Consider the following 17,218-nt stretch of genomic DNA (forward strand, 5'->3'; position numbering starts at 1 on the left):
GCAGGCCCGCCGGGAGAAGGCGTAGCGACAGGAGGAAGTGGTCGCTGGCGGAATTCATGCAGCGACTATAAACCGCCGATTTGGCCGAATGCAAGGACGGCGGGGCGTCCGCGCGGATATCCGGGTGATTGCTGCGGGCTATCGCGGACCCCGGGCAAAATAAAGGGCCGTCCGGCAGGCTTGCCAGGGCGGCCTCGCAAGGGCGGGCGCGCTGTCCGCCTGCTAGTCGTCGTGATGCCGGTCCGCCCGCTCGCTGGCGGCCGCGGCCGGTTGCGGCAGCCACGCGCCGGCCGCGCCGCTCTGGTAGGCCCACCAGAAACCGAGGACCGCGACGAGGAGTGCGGCGCCGACGACCCGGTGCGTATGGCGGATGCCGTCGGACGGGGCGCCGAGCTTGCTGCCCGTGATCATCGAGCGTACGAGGTTCTCACGGTGCAGCAGGCTGCTGACGATGACCCCGACGATGTGCGCGAAGACGACGGCGAGCATCGTGCTGGCGGTCACTTCGTGGACCTCCTCCAGCCATTTGCCGCCGATGTCCTGATAGGTCGCGAAGCCGCTCAGGACGACCAGTACGCCCAGTCCCAGCATCGCGAAGATCGCGATCGCGCCGGCAGGGTTGTGGCCCAGATGGTGTTCGGGCTTCCGGGCGATGAGCGATTTCACATAGGACGCGAGTCTGCGCGGCGAGAAGAGGAAGCTCGTGAAACGGGCATAACGCGTGCCGACGAGGCCCCACAGCACGCGGAACACGATGAGGCCGGCGAAGGTGTAGCCCAGCATCACGTGCAGGTCGCGCAGCCGTTCGGAGTCGGACGTGAGCCACGCGCCGGCGAAGCATAGCGCGAGGCTCCAGTGGAACACACGTGTCGGAACGTCCCAGACGCGCACCGTGGCAGCCGCGTCGGTGCTCTGCGACGTGCGGCCGGCGGCGGAAGCGAGGCTCGTGCTCATGATCGCGCTCCGTTCCTGGGGATGCGGATATTGCGTTCGCTGTAGTCACCCTGGCCGGCGTCGCGGTGGCAGGCAGCGCAGTTGGCGGCGCTCTTGACCGCTTCGCTGCGGAAGATGCCTTGCGCGATGCCGTCGTGGCCGTCGCGGTGCTCCTTGCGGAACCAGGAGGTGTCGCTGATGCGCAGCTGTGGGCGGCCGTCGGTGCCGGTGGTGTCCCGGCTGCCGGCGTTGGCAACGAGGAATTTCGTGATGGTGGCAGCCGTCTCGGCGTCGAGGCTGGCGTCCGAGCCGAAGTGCTTATCGAGGCCGGCCATCATCGCGCGCCAGGAATTGGCGCCCAGCAGGGCGGGCGGGAAGGCGATGTGACAGCTGCCGCATTCGCTGCGATAGGCCGGGTGGTCGATGTTCATCTGCCTGTTTTCGTCGTCGGCCATGGCGGTGGCGGCTGCGCTGGTGGTCACGGCGAGCGCGAGGGTGCGCAGGGCGCGGGCGGGAAAGCGTGAGTTCATTTCTTCGTGCTCCTTTGCGGGTCAGCGGGGGGAAGTCATCAGCCAGGCGACGACGTCGGCTTTCTCGCCGGGCGTGCAGGCGCGGCCGAGCACGTCCTTGCAGTTGCGCCCGAACCATTTCTCGACCGAGCGCGTGCTGGCGAGGCGCTCCGGATTGGCTGCGGGTGCCATCGGCTCGATCGCCTTGCCGGTGTTGGCGTGCTTGCCGCGCGCCGCGGGATTCTTGGTATGGCAGGTCGAGCAGCTCCATTCGCCGCCGTGGGGGCTCGTGAAGAATTTCTCGCCGCGCTCGGCCGAGGCGCTGAAGCCCGGCGAGGACTGGCGCGCTTCGGTTTCGTAACGGGTGAGGAAGTCGGCGGGCGTCTCGGCACTGGCGAATCCGCTCGCGATCAGTGCGGCGGCGGTGAGCAGCCTCTGCAGGGGGTGGTTTCTCATGTTTGCTCCTGTCGCTGAAGGTGGAACAATGTCTATGGAATCGATCCGCCGGGGCGTTTGCGCCGGCTTCGGGACGTACTTTGCGCGGCCGAGCCTGAACGAGAGGTGAAGGCGGCATTCAGCCGCCGTTCAGCCCGGCGGCCCTAAAACGGGTTCCGAGATCCGCGCAAGGTGCGCGTGCATTCAGGAGAGGTGTCGATGCGCAGGCTGTTCGCGTCGGGAGCCGTGGTGATCGCTCTCGCGAGTCTTTCGATCTGCCCCGCCGCAGCGGGCGACGACGACCACGATCGCGCCCGCGCGGCGCTCGAACGCGGCGAGGTGTTGCCGCTGCGCACGATTCTCGACAAGGTCGGGCGCGACTATCCGGGCAAGGTCGTGGAAGTCGAACTGGAGCGCGAGCGCGGTCGCTGGATCTACGAGATCCGCCTGTTGCGCGGCGGAGGGGCGCTCGTGCGGCTGGATGTGGATGCGCGCGACGGCACCGTGATCGGCGTGAAGTCGAGCGAGAACCGGAACGGGAGGCCCTGATGCACATCCTGGTCGTGGAGGACGAGCCGACACTGGCGGCGCAGCTGTCGCAGGCGCTGCGTGAAGCCGGCTATGCCGTCGATAACGTCGCCAATGGCCGCGACGCGTATTTCGTCGGCGAGGTCGAATCGCTCGATGCGGTGGTGCTGGATCTCGGTCTGCCGCTGATGGATGGGCTCACCGTGCTGAAGAAGTGGCGCGCTGCCGGACGGGCGATGCCGGTGCTGATCCTCACCGCGCGCGACAACTGGCACGAAAAAGTCGCCGGAATCGATGCGGGGGCCGACGACTACCTCACCAAACCCTTCCACATGGAAGAGCTGCTTGCGCGCGTGCGGGCGCTGATCCGCCGCAGCGCCGGGCTCGCGAGCGCCGAGCTCGCGTGCGGCACGGTGCGGCTCGACACCCGCGGCGGTCGCGTCACGGTCGACGGGCAGGCGGTGACGCTGACGAGCCACGAACTGCGCGTGCTGAGCTACCTGATGCACCGCAAGGGGCAGGTCGTCTCGCGCGCCGAACTCACCGAGCACATCTACGCCCAGGACTTCGAGCGCGATTCGAACACGATCGAAGTCTTCATCGGACGCCTGCGCAAGAAGCTGCCTGTGGGGCTGATCGAAACGGTGCGCGGCCTCGGGTACCGCCTCGCATGTCCGGAATGAGCGCGCGGGGCTCGCTGCGTGCGCGGCTGCTCGCCGGCAGCCTGGTGTGGATCCTGGCCGCGCTGACTGCGACGGGCTTCGTGCTGGTCGACCTGTTTCGCGAACATGTCACGGAGCGATTCGAGGCGGAACTGCGCATCCACCTCGACCAGCTCACCGCCAACGTCGAATTCGGCGCCGACGCCGTCCCGCGGCTGCGCGCGGAACTCAGTGATCCGCGCCTGCGCAAGCCGCTGTCCGGACTCTACTGGCAGATCGATCGCGAGGGGGCCGATGCGGAGCGCGGCGTGCTGCGCTCGCGCTCGCTGTGGGACACCACGCTCGAAGTGCCCCCCGACGGCCCCCGGGACGGCGAAGTGCATGTGCATGTCGTCGCCGGGCCCGATCGCGAACGGCTGGTGATGATGGAGCGCATCGTCCGGCTGGAAGACGGTGCCGCCGTGCCGTTGCGCCTGATCGTCGCGGCCGACGAGCGCGGCATGACGCATCCGGTGCGCGAATTCGTCGGCCTGCTCGTGATCGCGTTGGGCGTGCTGGCGGCGGGCCTGGTCACCGCGGTGATGCTGCAGGTGTCGATCGGTCTCGCCCCGCTGAAGCGCCTGAGTGCGCAGCTCGCGGAAATTCGTGACGGGCGCAGTCGCCGCCTCGAAGGGGTTTTCCCGAACGAGGTGCAGCCGCTGGTCGACGAACTCAATGCCGTGCTCTCGCACGACGCGGAAGTGGTGGCGCGCGCGCGGACGCAGGCCGGCAACCTCGCGCATGCGATCAAGACGCCGCTCGCCGTGCTCGGCAACGCGGCCATGCGTGAGGAGGGCGCGCTCGCGCGCCTCGTGACCGATCAGGTGGCAACCGCTCAACGGCAGGTCGACTACCACCTCGCGCGTGCGCGTGCGGCCGCGGCGACGCAGGTGCCGGGGCTGCGCACGGCGCTGCGGCCGGTCGTCGAGGGGCTCGTGCGCGTGATGCAGCGTGTGCATGTGGAACGCAAGCTGCGGATCACGATCGTAGCGGTGCCCGACGAGGCGGCGTTCCGCGGCGAGGAGCAGGATCTGCAGGAGATGCTCGGCAACCTCATCGACAACGCCTGCAAGTGGGCCCGGCATGCGGTCGGTGTGTCGGCCGTGGTGCGTGACGGCGCAGTCGAGATCGTGATCGACGACGACGGTCCGGGCCTTCCCGCGGATGCGCGCGATGCGATGTTCGCCCGCGGCGCGCGTGCCGACGAGGAGGTACCGGGCGCCGGCCTCGGTCTCGGCATCGTGCGCGACCTCGCCCAGCTCTATGGCGGTCGCATCGAACTCGGGCAGGCGCCGGCCGGCGGGCTGCGCGCCTCGCTGATCCTGCCTGCCGCCTGAAACCCCGCGCCGGGCGTTCAGTTCTCGCCGCTGTTGTCGGGCGTGTCGGCAGGCGGCGTGACCGCCGCCGGGGCGGACGCCAGGCGCCGCTTCCGCAGTTTGCGCATCGCGTAGATCACGTAGCCCGATGCGGCGTAGAGCAGGAATAACCCGAAGAGCACGCCCGGCGGGTAGCTCGACACCAATGCGAAAGCCATCACCAGCGCGATCACGACGATGAAGGGGACGCTCTTCCGCAGGTTGATGTCCTTGCCGCTCCAGAACAGCACGTTGCTGACCATCGACACGCCGGCAAAGATCGTCAGGATGCCGGCGAGCCAGCGCACGTCCTGGCCGACGAGGCCCACATCGGTGACGACCCACACCAGGCCCGCGACGAGCGCCGCCGCGGCGGGACTGGGCAGTCCCTGGAAATAGCGCTTGTCGACGACGTCGATGTTGGTGTTGAAACGGGCGAGGCGGAGTGCGGCGCCAGCGCAGTAGATGAAGGCGGCGATCCAGCCGAACTTGCCGGTGTCCTTGAGCGCCCATTCATACACGACCAGGGCCGGCGCGGCGCCGAAGGACACCATGTCGGACAGCGAGTCATACTCGGCGCCGAAGGCGCTCTGCGTGCGCGTCAGGCGTGCAACCCGGCCGTCGAGGCCGTCGAGCACCATCGCGACAAAGATCGCCACGGCAGCGAATTCGAAGCGCTGGTTCATGGCCTGCACAATCGCGTAAAAACCCGCGAACAGTGCGGCGGTGGTAAATAGGTTGGGAAGGATGTAGATGCCGCGGCGGCGTTTTTCGTTGGAGATCAGTGGCATGGAATATGACGTTCCTGCGCAGGGCCGGTGCGCGTGATGGCCGGTTGCCGATTCTAACGCAGCAAGAGGTGGCCGCGATGACCACCCCTTCCGGTGCCAGAGATCAGGGCAGCTCCGCGAGGATGGTGCTGGAGGCCGAGACCTTGTCGCCGATCGTCACGCGTGCGCGCGTGCCCGGCGGCAGGTACAGATCGACGCGCGAACCGAAGCGGATGAAGCCGTAGCGCTGACCGCGCGCAACCTTTGCACCCGGATCCACGTAGCACAGGATGCGGCGGGCGACCAGGCCGGCGACCTGCACGCAGGTCACGTCCAGGCCGTCCTGCGTGCGCAGGTGCAGCGCGTTGCGCTCGTTCTCCACGGAGGCCTTGTCGAGGGCGGCATTCACGAAGCGCCCGGCGTTGTACCAGCGGCTGACAACTTCGCCATCGACCGGGATGCGGTTCGAATGGACGTTGAACACGTTCATGAACACGCTGATCTTGACGCAGTCGCGGTCGAGATAGGGGTCGCGGACCGGCTCGATCGCGACGATGCGCCCGTCGGCGGGCGACAGCACGTCCTTGGCGCCCTGCGGGATCGGGCGTGCCGGGTCGCGGAAGAACTGCACGACGAATGCGAGCACGATCCAGAAGGGCAGGGCCCAGCCGAAGCCTGCGGAGGTGTTGATCACCAGCGCGACGACCAGCGTCATGGCGATGAAGGGCCAGCCTTCGCGTGCCAGGATGGGGTGAGGATAGTTGTTGTTGGCCATTGCGTACCCGATATGAAAAAGGCCGGGCCCGCGCGCATGGCGGAGCCCGGCCCGGCGTGCCGATGCGTCTCAGTTCTTCGACTGGTCGACCAGTTTGTTCTTCCTGATCCACGGCATCATCTCGCGCAGCTGGCCGCCGACCTGCTCGATCGGGTGGACGGCGTTCAGGCGGCGACGCGCGGTCATCGAAGGATAGTTGGTCTTGCCTTCCTGGATGAACATCTTCGCATACTCGCCGCTCTGGATGCGCTTGAGGGCGGTGCGCATCGCTTCGCGCGACGCGGCGTTGATGACTTCCGGCCCGGTCACGTACTCGCCGTATTCGGCGTTGTTCGAGATCGAGTAGTTCATGTTCGCGATGCCGCCCTCGTACATCAGGTCGACGATCAGCTTCAGCTCGTGCAGGCACTCGAAGTAGGCCATCTCCGGCGCGTAGCCGGCTTCGGTCAGGGTCTCGAAGCCCATCTTCACGAGTTCGACGGCACCGCCGCACAGCACGGCCTGCTCGCCGAAGAGGTCGGTCTCGGTCTCTTCGCGGAAGTTGGTCTCGATCACGCCACCCTTGGTGCCGCCGTTGGCGGCGGCATACGACAGCGCGATGTCCTTGGCCTTGCCCGAACGGTCCTGATGCACGGCGATCAGCGACGGCACGCCGCCGCCCTTCAGATACTCGGAGCGCACGGTGTGGCCGGGGCCCTTCGGCGCGACCATGATCACGTCGAGGTCCTCACGCGGCACGACCTGGTTGTAATGCACATTGAAGCCGTGCGCGAAGGCGAGCGTCGCGCCCTTCTTGATGTTCGGCTCGACGTCGTTGTAATACACCGACGGGATGTTCTCGTCCGGCAGCAGGATCATCACGACATCGGCGCCCTTGACGGCCTTGGCGACTTCCTCGACCTTCAGGCCGGCCGCTTCGGCCTTCTTCCACGACGCGCCGTCCTTGCGCAGGCCGACGGTGACCTTGCACCCCGAATCCTTCAGGTTCTGCGCGTGGGCGTGACCCTGGGAGCCGTAGCCGATGATGGAGATCTTCTTGCCCTTGATGAGGGAAAGATCGGCGTCCTTGTCGTAATAGACTTTCATGCTTTTCCTTATTTGCTTTCGGTGGGGATGTTGTCCGGCGGCCGCCATGATAACGGCGGCGGCGCCGGTCGCAAACGGTTGGGCGCTGCTCCCCCGGGGGGAGCATCCTGCGGGGTCGGGCCTCAGACCTTCAGGATGCGGTCGCCGCGGCCGACGCCGCAGACGCCGGAGCGTACCGATTCCAGGATCAGTGTCGGATCGATGGCGCTGATGAACGCGTCGAGCTTCGACTGGTTGCCGGTCAGCTCGATGACGTAGGACGTGTCGGTGACGTCGATGATGCGCGCGCGGAAGATCTCCGCCATGCGCTTCATCTCCTCGCGGTCCTTGCCGGTTGCGCGGACCTTGGTGAGCATCAGCTCGCGCTCGATGTGCGCGGCCTCAGAGATATCGACGACCTTGACCACTTCGACCAGCTTGTTCAGCTGCTTGGTGATCTGTTCGATGATGTCGTCCGATCCGGTGGTGACGATGGTCATGCGCGACATCGAGGCATCCTCGGTCGGCGCCACGGTCAGCGATTCGATGTTGTAGCCGCGGGCGGAAAACAGGCCCGAAACGCGCGACAGGGCGCCCGATTCGTTCTCGATCAGCAGGGAGATGACGTGTCTCATGGTGTGTCTCTGGTCGATGCTTACAGGTCTTCGGCGGACAGGATCATCTCGGTGAGCCCCTTGCCGCCCTGAACCATGGGGTACACGTTTTCGGTCTGATCGATCTGGAAGTCGAGGAACACCAGGTCGTTCTTGCGTGCGAAGGCTTCGCGCAGCGCGCCCTCGACATCCGCGGGCCGTTCGATGCGCAGGCCGACGTGGCCGTAGGCTTCGGCGAGCTTCGCGAAGTCGGGCAAGGAGTCCATGTAGGACTCGGAGTAGCGCTCGCCGTGGAAGAGCTGCTGCCACTGGCGCACCATGCCGAGATAGCGGTTGTTGAGGTTGCAGATCTTGATCGGCAGGCGGAACTGCTTGCAGGTCGACAATTCCTGGATGTTCATCTGGATCGAGGCTTCGCCGGTCACGCAGGCGACCTGCGCGCCGGGGTTGGCGAGCTGGGCGCCCATTGCGTAGGGCAGGCCGACGCCCATCGTGCCGAGGCCGCCGGAGTTGAGCCAGCGGCGCGGCTTGTCGAAGCGGTAGTACTGCGAGGCCCACATCTGGTGCTGGCCGACGTCGGAGGTCACGATCGCGTCGCCGCCGGTGACTTCCCACAGCTTCTGGATCACGAACTGCGGCTTGATGATCTCGTCCGAGTTCTTGTACTTCATGCACTCGCGGCTGCGCCATTCGTCGACCTGCTTCCACCACGCGCCGAGCGCGTCGGGGTTCGGGCGCGCAGCACCGGCCTCGAGCTGGCGGATCATCTCCTCGAGCACTTCCTTGAGGTCGCCGACGATGGGCACGTCGACGCGCACGCGCTTCGAGATCGACGACGGGTCGATGTCGACGTGGATGATCTTGCGCGGCTCTTCGGCGAAGTGGTCCGGATTGCCGATCACGCGGTCGTCGAAGCGGGCGCCGACGGCGAGCAGCACGTCGCTGTAGTGCATCGCCATGTTGGCTTCGTAGGTGCCGTGCATGCCGGGCATGCCGAGGTACTGGCGGTCGCTGGCGGGATAGCCGCCCAGGCCCATCAGCGTGTTGGTGATCGGGAAGCCCAGCAGGCGCGTGAGCTTGGTGAGCTGCTCGGCCGCGTTGGCCAGCACGACGCCGCCGCCGGTGTAGATCATCGGGCGCTTGGCTTCGAGCAGCAGCTGCACCGCCTTGCGGATCTGGCCCTGGTGCCCCTTGATGACCGGGTTGTAGGAGCGCATCGAGATCTCTTTCGGATACTCGAACTCGCACTTGTGTGCGCTCACATCCTTGGGGATGTCGACCAGCACCGGGCCGGGGCGGCCGGTCTTCGCGAGGTAGAAGGCCTTCTTGATGGTGTTCGCGATGTCGCGCACGTCCTTCACGAGGAAGTTGTGCTTCACGCAGGGGCGGGTGATGCCGACGGTGTCGACTTCCTGGAAGGCGTCCTGGCCGATCGCGGCGGTCGGAACCTGGCCGCTGATGATGACCACCGGGATCGAGTCGGTATAGGCGGTCGCGATGCCGGTGACGGCGTTGGTGGCGCCGGGGCCGGAGGTCACGAGAGCGACGCCGACCTTCTCCGTGCTGCGGGCGTAGCCGTCGGCGGCATGCACCGCGGCCTGTTCGTGGCGCACGAGGACGTGGCGGACCTTGTCCTGGTTGAACAGCGCGTCATAGATGTAGAGTACCGCGCCGCCCGGGTAGCCGAAGACGTAATCGACCTTTTCTTCCTGCAGACACCTGATTACAATTTCCGCTCCAGTCAGCACCATCGCAAACTCGCTATTCTTACGTTCCGAAACGTTGAACGTTACCGGTCGGGCGCAGTTTGGTCAAGGCTGCTGCGGCGTCGCACAAATGGCCTGAATAACCGGTTTTCATAAGGATCCAGAACTGGCTAACCGGGCAGAACTCTCCGCGTTTCTCCAGGGCGTCGAAAAGCGTGCGTTCAAGCAGGCGGCTTACGCGCTGCGCAACGACGACGCGGCGCTGGATGCGGTGCAGGACGCGATGCTCAAGCTCTCCGTCAGCTACGGCGAGCGCCCCGCGAGCGAGTTTCCGATGCTGTTCCAGCGCATCCTGCAGAACGTCATCTACGACGCGCTGCGGCGGCAGAAGGTGCGCAATACCTGGACGACGCTGCTGTCGTCCTTCGTCGGCGACGACGAGCAGGACGGCGACAACGATCCGCTCGACACCCTCGCGGGGGAGCCCGACGACGCGCGGGCCGATACCCCGCACGCGCAATACGAGCGCGCACGCACGCTGGCTGCGATCGAGCGCGAGATAGAGCGCTTGCCCCCCCGTCAACGGGAAGCCTTTCTCATGCGTTATTGGGAAGAGATGGATATTGCCGAGACGGCCGCGGCGATGGGCTGCTCGGAGGGGAGCGTGAAGACACACTGTTCGCGCGCCACGCAAACGCTGGCGGCTGCCTTGAAAGCGAAGGGAATCGAGTTATGAGCGAGGAGGCTTTTGCCCGGAAGGTCGCGGCCCGGCTGACATCGGGCGCGCGCAGCGTTGACGATGACGTCGCGGAGCGCCTGCGGCGTGCGCGGGAGCGCGCGCTCGCCGGGCATCACCCCGAGCGGCGGACCTTCGTCGGTGCGATCGGCAGCGCGTTGCGGCGCGTGTTTCCACCGATGCTGCGTCCGGCCGCGGTCGCGGCGGTCGTTCTGGTTGCCGTGCTGGCAGGCGACTACTGGATGACGTGGCTGCGCGTGAGCGAGATGGAGGAGGTCGATACCGCGCTGCTGATCGACGACCTCCCGATCGACGCGTACCTCGACGCGGATTTCAAGGCATGGCTGCAGCAAGACTCGTGATCCTGACGCTTGCGGCCGTGCTGAGCGGCCCGGTCGCAGCGGTCGCACCGATCGGCGCCCCCTCGTGGTCGGGCCTGACGTCCGCACAGCGCGCGGTGCTTGCGCCCCTGTCGGATGACTGGAATACGATGAACGAAGTGCAGCGCCAGCGGTGGGTGGGGGTTGCCGATCGCTATTCGCGCCTCACGCCGGAGGAGCAGGCGCGCATTCGTGCGCGCATGCGGGACTGGGCGGATCTCAGGCCGGACCAGCGCGAGCGCGCGCGTGACCAGTATCGGGCGCTGCGGAGCATTCCACCCTACCGCCGCGAATCCCTGCAGGAGCAGTGGCAGCGTTATCTCAGCATTCCTCCCGAAGAACGTCAGATCAAATCCGGTCCGCGCATCACGCGTCCGTTACAGCGACCGCCCGTGCGCGGCATGCAGGAATGAAGAAGCACACAGTCAAGCGCAACACCCCCCAATCGTCCCGCAACGTTGAACCTGGAGCCACTGCCGGCACCCAGGTCGTCGAACTCGCCGGCTTGCGCCGGCGCCTGGCGAGCCTGCTGTACGAGGCCCTGCTGCTCCTCGGCGTGCTGGCGCTCACCTTCATGGTTCCGTACCTGCTGCTGGGCGTCTTCTTCGGTTTCGCCCCGGCCGGGTGGGTGGCGTGGCTGCATATTTATGTCGTGCTCGGTGCGTATTTCATGTGGTACTGGCGCCGTCGCGGCCAGACGCTGGCGATGCAGACCTGGAAGCTGCGCGTCGTGACCGCCGACGGGCGTGCGCCGAGCCTCGCGACGGACTGGCTGCGCTACACGCTCGCGTGGCCCTCGCTGCTGTGCTTCGGGTTTGGGTTGGCGTGGGCGCTGGTCGATCGCGACCGCCAGTTCCTGCACGACCGCCTCGCAGGCACGCGCATCGTGTTGCTGCCCTGACGCGGGCACCCGGCCCTGCGGGGGGCGTGGCGTATACTCGCAGTTTGTCCCCTTTGCGGCCGGACTGCCGGAGAATCAATGAAAACAGAACACGCCCCGACCATTCAACGATCCGACTACACGCCGCTGGCGTGGGCCATCGACGAAGTCGAGCTGCACTTCGCACTCGATCCCGAGGCCACCCTCGTGACGAGCCGCCTGCGTTGCGTGCGCCGGTCGTCGGATGCGGCGCCACTGCGCCTGCTGGGTGACGAGCTCGAACTCGTGAGCCTGAGCGTCGACGGTGTCCCGGCGGCGCCGGGCCAGGTCACGCAGGGCGAGGGCTGGATCGACGTTGCGCTCGACGCCGCACGGGCCGAGATCGCGATCGTCACGCGCATCAATCCGCAGGCCAACACGGCGCTCTCGGGCCTCTACGTGTCGCGTGGCGGCTTCTTCACGCAGTGCGAGGCCGAGGGGTTTCGCCGCATCACGTATTTTCCCGACCGGCCCGATGCGATGACGCGCTTCACCGTGACGCTGGAGGCCGATGCCGCGGCGTACCCGGTGCTGCTGTCGAACGGGAACCTGGTCGAGGAGGGCATGCTGGAAGGCGGGCGCCATTTCGCGAAATGGGTCGATCCCTTCCCCAAGCCGTCCTATCTCTTCGCGCTGGTCGCGGCGAAGCTCGTCGCGTTGGAGCGCCGCGTCGAAACGGCCTCGGGGCGCGAGGTGCTGCTGCAGGTGTGGGTCGAGGAGGGCAATCTCGACCGCACGCCGCATGCGATGGATTCGCTGGTGCATGCGATGCGCTGGGACGAGGAGGTGTTCGGGCTGGAACTCGACCTCGAGCGCTTCATGATCGTCGCGGTGAGCGACTTCAACATGGGCGCGATGGAGAACAAGGGCCTCAACATCTTCAACGCCAAGTACGTGCTGGCGAAGCCGGACACCGCGACCGACGTCGATTACGAGAACATCGAGAGCGTCGTCGCGCACGAGTACTTCCACAACTGGACCGGCAACCGCGTGACCTGCCGCGACTGGTTCCAGCTCACGCTCAAGGAAGGCCTGACGGTGTTCCGCGACCAGCAGTTCTCCGCGGACATGCTCGCTCTGGCCGCGGGCGACGCCGGCGCCGCGTCGGCGCGCGCGGTCAAGCGTATCGACGATGTGCGCGTGCTGCGTGCGGCGCAGTTCCCCGAGGACGCGGGGCCGATGGCGCATCCGATCCGGCCGGAGCGCTACCAGGAGATCAACAACTTCTACACCGCGACGGTGTACGAGAAGGGCGCGGAAGTCATCCGCATGCTGCATACCCTGCTGGGGGCGGAGGGTTTCCGCAACGGCATGGACCTCTACTTCAGCTATCACGACGGCCAGGCGGTGACCTGCGACGATTTCGTCGATTGCATGGCCGAAGCCAACGGCTACGATCTCGACCAGTTCATGCTGTGGTACAGCCAGGCGGGTACGCCGCGCGTGAAGGCGACCGGCGCATGGGATGCGCAGACCGGCAGCTACACCCTGACGCTGTCGCAGCACACGCCGCCGACGGCGGGGCAGCCGGACAAGCAGCCGCTGGTGATTCCGGTGGCCGTGGGCCTGATCGGGCCGGACGGGCAGGATCTGGCGCTGAGCCTGGAAGGGGAAAACCACGCCGGCGCGACGACGCGCGTGCTGGTGCTTTCCGAGGCGGAGCAGGTCTTCCGCTTCGTCGGGCTGGCCGCCGAACCGGTGCCTTCGGTGCTGCGCGGCTTCTCGGCGCCGGTGATCCTCGAATTGGACGAGAGCGACGAGCGGCTTGCGTTCCGCATGGCACACGATTCCGACGCGTTCAACCGCTGGGACGCGGCACAGCGCTATGCGGAGCGGGTGATCCTCGCGCTCGCCGCGGATGCCGCTGCCGGGCGCGCGCTCGTCCTGCCGGCGGCTTTCGTGCAGGCTTTCCGTGCGCTCCTCGGCGATGCGGCGCTGGATCCGGCCTTCCGCGCGCAGGCCGCGGCGCTACCGTCCGAGACCTATCTGCTGGAAAGGATGGCGCCCGCCGATCCGGCATCCTTGCGTGCGGCGCAGATGTTCATGATGCGCGAGCTGGGCGAGGTGCTTGCGGCGGAGTGGCTCGCGATCTGCGCCGAGATGGCGGTTCCGGGGGCGTATCGCTACCACCCGGCGGACGCGGGCAGGCGCGCGCTCGCCAATCTCGCCCTGAAATACCTCGCGGCGGCCGGCGTGTCCGAGGGAATGGCGCGGGCGGAGGCGCAGTTCGCGCGCTTCGACAACATGACCGAGGGTTTCGGTGCGCTGGCCGCACTGGTGCAGAGCGCGAGCCCGGCGCGCGAGGCGGCGCTGTCGCGCTTCCACGAGCGTTACCGCGACGACGCGCTGGTGCTCGACAAATGGTTCGCGCTGCAGGCGTCGGCCTGGCGCTGGGACGCCGCGGCGGCGCCGGTGCTCGAACGCGTGCGCGCGCTGCTGGGGGATCCCGCGTTCAGCCTCTCCAACCCGAACAAGGTATATGCGCTGCTGGGGAGCTTCTTCCGCGCCAACCCGGCCGAGTTCCACGCGGCCGACGGCAGCGGGCATGCGTTCTGGGCCGATCAGGTGATCGCGCTGGATGCGCGCAATCCGCAGGTGGCGGCGCGCATGGCCCGCGCGCTGGAGAACTGGCGGCGCTTCACGCCGGCGCTGCGGCAGAGCATCCGCGCGCAGATCGAGCGGGTCGCCGCAACGCCGGGGCTGTCGCCCGACGTCGCGGAAATCGTCGGCAAGGCGCTGGCGGACTGAGCGTCGCGGCGCCGGCGGGACAGACGGGTCGCGGTGTCCGCGGCCCGTCGGGTGTTCAGGTGGTCAGCTCGCCGGAGATGTAGTTCGACAGGTGGTTGATCGTCTTTTCCTGCTGGTCGATGATGGTCTTGACGACGTCGCCGATCGTGACGATGCCGACGATCTGGCCGTGTTCGACGACCGGGAGGTGACGGAAGCGGTTTTCCGTCATGATGTTCATCACCGAGTCGATCGCCAGTGAGGGCGTGATCGTGCACACGTTCGGCGTCATCACGTCGCCCACGGTGGCTTCGCGCGAATTGAGGCCTTTGAGCACGATTTTCCGCGCGTAGTCGCGTTCCGTGAAGATGCCGACGAGGCGGTCGTTCTCGATCACCAGCACGGAGCCGATGTCGTGCCTGGCCATCGTCGTCAGGGCGTCGAGGACGCTGACGCCGGGTGTCACCGAGTGCGTCGTCGAGCCCTTCTGTTCAAGAATCTGTCGCACTGTCACAGTCGTCGCAAGCATCGTGTCCCTCCGTTCGAGTTAGGCATTCACGCGGCTCTCCCGTCGATCGGGAGCATGCTGGCATAGCTTGAAACGAACCGGGCGCGGATGCAAGTGCGCAGTGCCGCGGCGGGGCCGCCGGGGCCCCGCGTGCGTCAGATTTCGATGTTGTCGATGAGGCGGGTACGCCCGAGCTTGGCTGCGGCGAGCACGACGAGCGGATTGTCGGCCTGGACCGGGGGCTGCAGGTCGGCGCGGCGGCGCACGGCGATGTAATCGGGTTTCCAGCCGTGCGCGGCGAGCTCGGCGACGGCTTCCGTCTCGAGCTTGAGGAAATCGTGGTCGCCGCGGCGCACCGCTTCGCAGATGCGCAGGAGCTGGCGATAAAGGCGCGGCGCCTCGGCACGCTCTTCCGGCGAGAGGTAGCCGTTGCGCGAGGACAGCGCGAGGCCGTCGTCGGCGCGCACGGTCTCGCCCGGCATCACTTCGACGGGGATGCCGAGCTGGTGCACCATGTTGCGCAGGACCATCAGCTGTTGGTAGTCCTTCTTGCCGAACAGCGCGAGGTCGGGCTGGACGATGTTGAGCAGCTTCAGCACGACCGTGGCGACGCCGCGGAAATGGCCGGGGCGGAACTCGCCTTCGAGGATGCTGATCTGCGCCGGCGCCGGATCGACGTGGTAGTGCTGCGGTTCCGGGTACATCACGCCCTCGTCGGGAGCGAAGAGGTGGGCGACGCCGGCGGCCTCGAGCTTTTCGCAGTCCGCGGCGAGCGTGCGCGGATAGCTGTTGAAGTCCTCGCGCGGGCCGAACTGCAGGCGATTGACGAAGATGCTGGCGATGACGGCATCGGCCTTCTCGCCGGCCTGGCGCATCAGCGTGATGTGGCCGTCGTGCAGGTTGCCCATCGTCGGGACGAAGGCCACCCGGCCGGCGGTCTTGCGCGCGGCGCGCAGGCTCTCGATTGTCGTATGGATCTGCATGGGCGTTCTCGGGGGACTGCGTTTCAGTAGCAATGTTCGGCAGCGGGGAAGCTGCCATCCTTGACCGCGCGGACGTAGCTGGCGACCGCGTCCTCGATGCTGGCCGCGCCGGGCATGAAATTCCTGACGAAGCGCGCCTTCTTGCCGGGGTAGACGCCGATCATGTCGTGCAGCACCAGGACCTGGCCGTCGCAGGCCGGGCCGGCGCCGATGCCTATCGTCGCCATCGACGTGAGGCTGGCGGTGACTTCGCCGGCCACGGCGGCGGGGACCATCTCCATGACCATGAGGGCGGCGCCGGCCTGCTCCAGCGCGAGCGCGTCCGCCTTGAGCTGCGCGGCACCGGCTTCGGTACGGCCCTGCACCCGGTAGCCGCCGAGCTGGTTCACCGATTGCGGCGTGAGGCCGATGTGGGCGCACACGGGGACGCCGCGCTCGACGAGGAAGCGCACGGTCCCGGCCATGAAGGTGCCGCCTTCGAGCTTGACCATGTGGGCCCCGGCCGCCATGAGGCGCGCGGCGTTGCGCAGGGCCTGCTCGGGGCTTTCCTGATAGCTGCCGAAGGGCATGTCCGCGACGACGAAGAGGCGGGTGTTCGCGCGGGCGACGCATTCGGTGTGGTACACCATCTGGTCGAGCGTCACCGGCAGGGTCGACTTCTGGCCCTGCACGACGTTGCCCAGCGAATCGCCGACCAGCGCGACATCCACGCCGGCGCGCTCGAGCAGCGCGGCGAAGCTCGCGTCATAGCAGGTAAGCATGGCGATCTTGCGCCCTTCGGCGCGCATCTTGCCCAGCTCGGACAGGGTGACCGGTTTTTCGTCCTGAAGGTAGCTCATCGGGGGTTCCTCGGAAGAGGCGCGAGTTTTGACTAAATTCCGTGGCGGCACAAGCCGTTTCGCATGTCGCCCGACCCGAGGTCAGGCCGCGTAGCCGAAGAATTCGCGATAGCTGCGCATGTTGCGCAGGCGCTCCAGGAGCAGCTCGAAGTCGTCGTCATGGTCGACCGGATTGAGGATTTCGGCATCGACGATGAACAGCGGCGCGGCGTCGTACTGGTAGAAGAAGCGTGCGTAGCGTTCGGCGACGCGTTCGAGGTACTGCTCGGTGATGCGCCGCTCGGTGTCGAGACCCCGGCGCCGGACCCTGTCGATGAGGGTTTCGGGCTTGGCCTGCAGGTAGATGATGAGGTCGGGCTTGGGCGGCGAGGCCGGTTTCATCGCGTCGAACACGCGCTGGTACAGCGCGAGCTCGTCCGGCGCGAGGTTCAGCGCGGCGAACAGCGGATCCTTGTCCAGTACGAAGTCGGACACGACGCGCTGCTGCTTTTCCACGGCTTCGGCGACGATCCCGAGCTGGTCGAAGCGCTGGAACAGGAAGTGCAGCTGGGTCGACATCGCCCAGCGCTCGGCGTCCTGGTAGAAGCGCCCGAGGAAGGGGTTCAGTTCGGGCTGCTCGAAGAGGGGGCGGGCGTCGAGGCGTTCGGCCAGCCGCCGTGCGAGCGAGGTCTTGCCCGCGCCGATGGGCCCCTCGACCACGATGTAGCTTGCCTTGTCGAGCATGCAGGACATTCG

The 17,218-nt window shown here is 67.1% G+C and carries 20 protein-coding genes; 8 read left to right on the forward strand and 12 right to left on the reverse strand.

The features are described 5' to 3' along the window. Positions 1-222: 222 nt before the first annotated feature. Genes CDA09_RS06105 through CDA09_RS06115 form a run of 3 tightly spaced genes read right to left on the reverse strand, consistent with a single transcriptional unit; the run spans position 223 to position 1,898 of the window. Positions 223-954 (reverse strand): cytochrome b/b6 domain-containing protein, encoded by a 732-nt coding sequence (locus tag CDA09_RS06105; protein ID WP_121427807.1) that lies wholly within the window; start codon positions 952-954, stop codon positions 223-225. Continuing rightward, positions 951-1,463, reverse strand: coding sequence for a diheme cytochrome c (locus CDA09_RS06110; RefSeq protein ID WP_121427808.1), 513 nt, complete (start codon positions 1,461-1,463; stop codon positions 951-953). Before CDA09_RS06110 ends, CDA09_RS06105 begins: the two co-directional genes overlap by 4 nt. Positions 1,464-1,484: 21 nt before the next feature. Continuing rightward, on the reverse strand, positions 1,485-1,898 hold the full coding sequence (locus tag CDA09_RS06115) for a DUF1924 domain-containing protein (RefSeq protein ID WP_121427809.1): 414 nt from the start codon (positions 1,896-1,898) through the stop codon (positions 1,485-1,487). A gap of 198 nt (positions 1,899-2,096) precedes the next feature. On the opposite strand from CDA09_RS06115, the gene CDA09_RS06120 reads away from it, so the two are divergent. Genes CDA09_RS06120 through CDA09_RS06130 form a run of 3 tightly spaced genes read left to right on the forward strand, consistent with a single transcriptional unit; the run spans position 2,097 to position 4,443 of the window. Further along, entirely contained in the window at positions 2,097-2,426 is a 330-nt protein-coding gene (locus CDA09_RS06120) for a PepSY domain-containing protein (RefSeq protein ID WP_121427810.1), read from the forward strand. After that, on the forward strand, positions 2,426-3,088 hold the full coding sequence (locus tag CDA09_RS06125) for a response regulator transcription factor (protein WP_121427811.1): 663 nt from the start codon (positions 2,426-2,428) through the stop codon (positions 3,086-3,088). Before CDA09_RS06120 ends, CDA09_RS06125 begins: the two co-directional genes overlap by 1 nt. Next, on the forward strand, positions 3,076-4,443 hold the full coding sequence (locus tag CDA09_RS06130) for an ATP-binding protein (RefSeq protein WP_121427812.1): 1,368 nt from the start codon (positions 3,076-3,078) through the stop codon (positions 4,441-4,443). The genes CDA09_RS06125 and CDA09_RS06130 overlap by 13 nt, the downstream gene beginning before the upstream one ends. Before the next feature lie 17 nt (positions 4,444-4,460). Here CDA09_RS06130 and pssA read toward each other — a convergent pair whose 3' ends face one another. The 5 genes from pssA to CDA09_RS06155 all read right to left on the reverse strand — a co-directional run bounded on the left by pssA (position 4,461) and on the right by CDA09_RS06155 (position 9,436). Then, the gene (pssA, locus tag CDA09_RS06135) at positions 4,461-5,252 is read right to left on the reverse strand and encodes a CDP-diacylglycerol--serine O-phosphatidyltransferase (protein ID WP_121427813.1); all 792 of its coding nucleotides are present in this window, start codon (positions 5,250-5,252) and stop codon (positions 4,461-4,463) included. Positions 5,253-5,355: 103 nt separating this feature from the next. Next, positions 5,356-6,006 (reverse strand): phosphatidylserine decarboxylase, encoded by a 651-nt coding sequence (locus CDA09_RS06140; protein ID WP_121427814.1) that lies wholly within the window; start codon positions 6,004-6,006, stop codon positions 5,356-5,358. Between the two features lie 69 nt (positions 6,007-6,075). After that, positions 6,076-7,092 (reverse strand): ketol-acid reductoisomerase, encoded by a 1,017-nt coding sequence (gene ilvC, locus CDA09_RS06145; RefSeq protein ID WP_286164388.1) that lies wholly within the window; start codon positions 7,090-7,092, stop codon positions 6,076-6,078. Between the two features lie 122 nt (positions 7,093-7,214). Beyond that, complete coding sequence (gene ilvN / locus CDA09_RS06150; protein ID WP_121427816.1) at positions 7,215-7,706, reverse strand: acetolactate synthase small subunit; 492 nt, start codon at positions 7,704-7,706, stop codon at positions 7,215-7,217. Between the two features lie 20 nt (positions 7,707-7,726). Continuing rightward, complete coding sequence (locus CDA09_RS06155) at positions 7,727-9,436, reverse strand: acetolactate synthase 3 catalytic subunit (protein WP_121427817.1); 1,710 nt, start codon at positions 9,434-9,436, stop codon at positions 7,727-7,729. A 121-nt stretch (positions 9,437-9,557) separates the two neighbouring features. On the opposite strand from CDA09_RS06155, the gene CDA09_RS06160 reads away from it, so the two are divergent. The 5 genes from CDA09_RS06160 (at position 9,558) to pepN (ending at position 14,174) form a co-directional block, all read left to right on the forward strand. Next, entirely contained in the window at positions 9,558-10,127 is a 570-nt protein-coding gene (locus CDA09_RS06160) for an RNA polymerase sigma factor (RefSeq protein ID WP_121427818.1), read from the forward strand. Continuing rightward, on the forward strand, positions 10,124-10,489 hold the full coding sequence (locus CDA09_RS06165; RefSeq protein WP_121427819.1) for a DUF3619 family protein: 366 nt from the start codon (positions 10,124-10,126) through the stop codon (positions 10,487-10,489). Before CDA09_RS06160 ends, CDA09_RS06165 begins: the two co-directional genes overlap by 4 nt. Then, a complete protein-coding gene (locus tag CDA09_RS06170; protein ID WP_121427820.1) occupies positions 10,468-10,920 on the forward strand; it encodes a DUF3106 domain-containing protein in 453 nt (150 codons plus the stop codon). Before CDA09_RS06165 ends, CDA09_RS06170 begins: the two co-directional genes overlap by 22 nt. Further along, positions 10,917-11,408 carry an RDD family protein gene (locus tag CDA09_RS06175; RefSeq protein ID WP_121427821.1) on the forward strand — a complete coding sequence of 164 codons (492 nt, stop codon included), beginning with the start codon at positions 10,917-10,919 and terminating at the stop codon, positions 11,406-11,408. The genes CDA09_RS06170 and CDA09_RS06175 overlap by 4 nt, the downstream gene beginning before the upstream one ends. Before the next feature lie 78 nt (positions 11,409-11,486). Continuing rightward, a complete protein-coding gene (gene pepN, locus CDA09_RS06180; RefSeq protein ID WP_121427822.1) occupies positions 11,487-14,174 on the forward strand; it encodes an aminopeptidase N in 2,688 nt (895 codons plus the stop codon). Positions 14,175-14,229: 55 nt separating this feature from the next. Here pepN and CDA09_RS06185 read toward each other — a convergent pair whose 3' ends face one another. From CDA09_RS06185 to CDA09_RS06200, 4 genes are all read right to left on the reverse strand, one after another. After that, the gene (locus CDA09_RS06185) at positions 14,230-14,682 is read right to left on the reverse strand and encodes a CBS domain-containing protein (RefSeq protein ID WP_121427823.1); all 453 of its coding nucleotides are present in this window, start codon (positions 14,680-14,682) and stop codon (positions 14,230-14,232) included. A 134-nt stretch (positions 14,683-14,816) separates the two neighbouring features. After that, positions 14,817-15,644, reverse strand: a complete 828-nt coding sequence (panC, locus tag CDA09_RS06190) for a pantoate--beta-alanine ligase (RefSeq protein WP_121427824.1) — start codon at positions 15,642-15,644, stop codon at positions 14,817-14,819. A 23-nt stretch (positions 15,645-15,667) separates the two neighbouring features. Beyond that, a complete protein-coding gene (gene panB, locus CDA09_RS06195) occupies positions 15,668-16,483 on the reverse strand; it encodes a 3-methyl-2-oxobutanoate hydroxymethyltransferase (RefSeq protein ID WP_121427825.1) in 816 nt (271 codons plus the stop codon). An 81-nt stretch (positions 16,484-16,564) separates the two neighbouring features. Next, complete coding sequence (locus CDA09_RS06200; protein ID WP_121427826.1) at positions 16,565-17,206, reverse strand: deoxynucleoside kinase; 642 nt, start codon at positions 17,204-17,206, stop codon at positions 16,565-16,567. Positions 17,207-17,218: the final 12 nt, after the last annotated feature.

The organism is Azoarcus sp. DN11 (assembly GCF_003628555.1).
Lineage (GTDB): Bacteria > Pseudomonadota > Gammaproteobacteria > Burkholderiales > Rhodocyclaceae > Aromatoleum.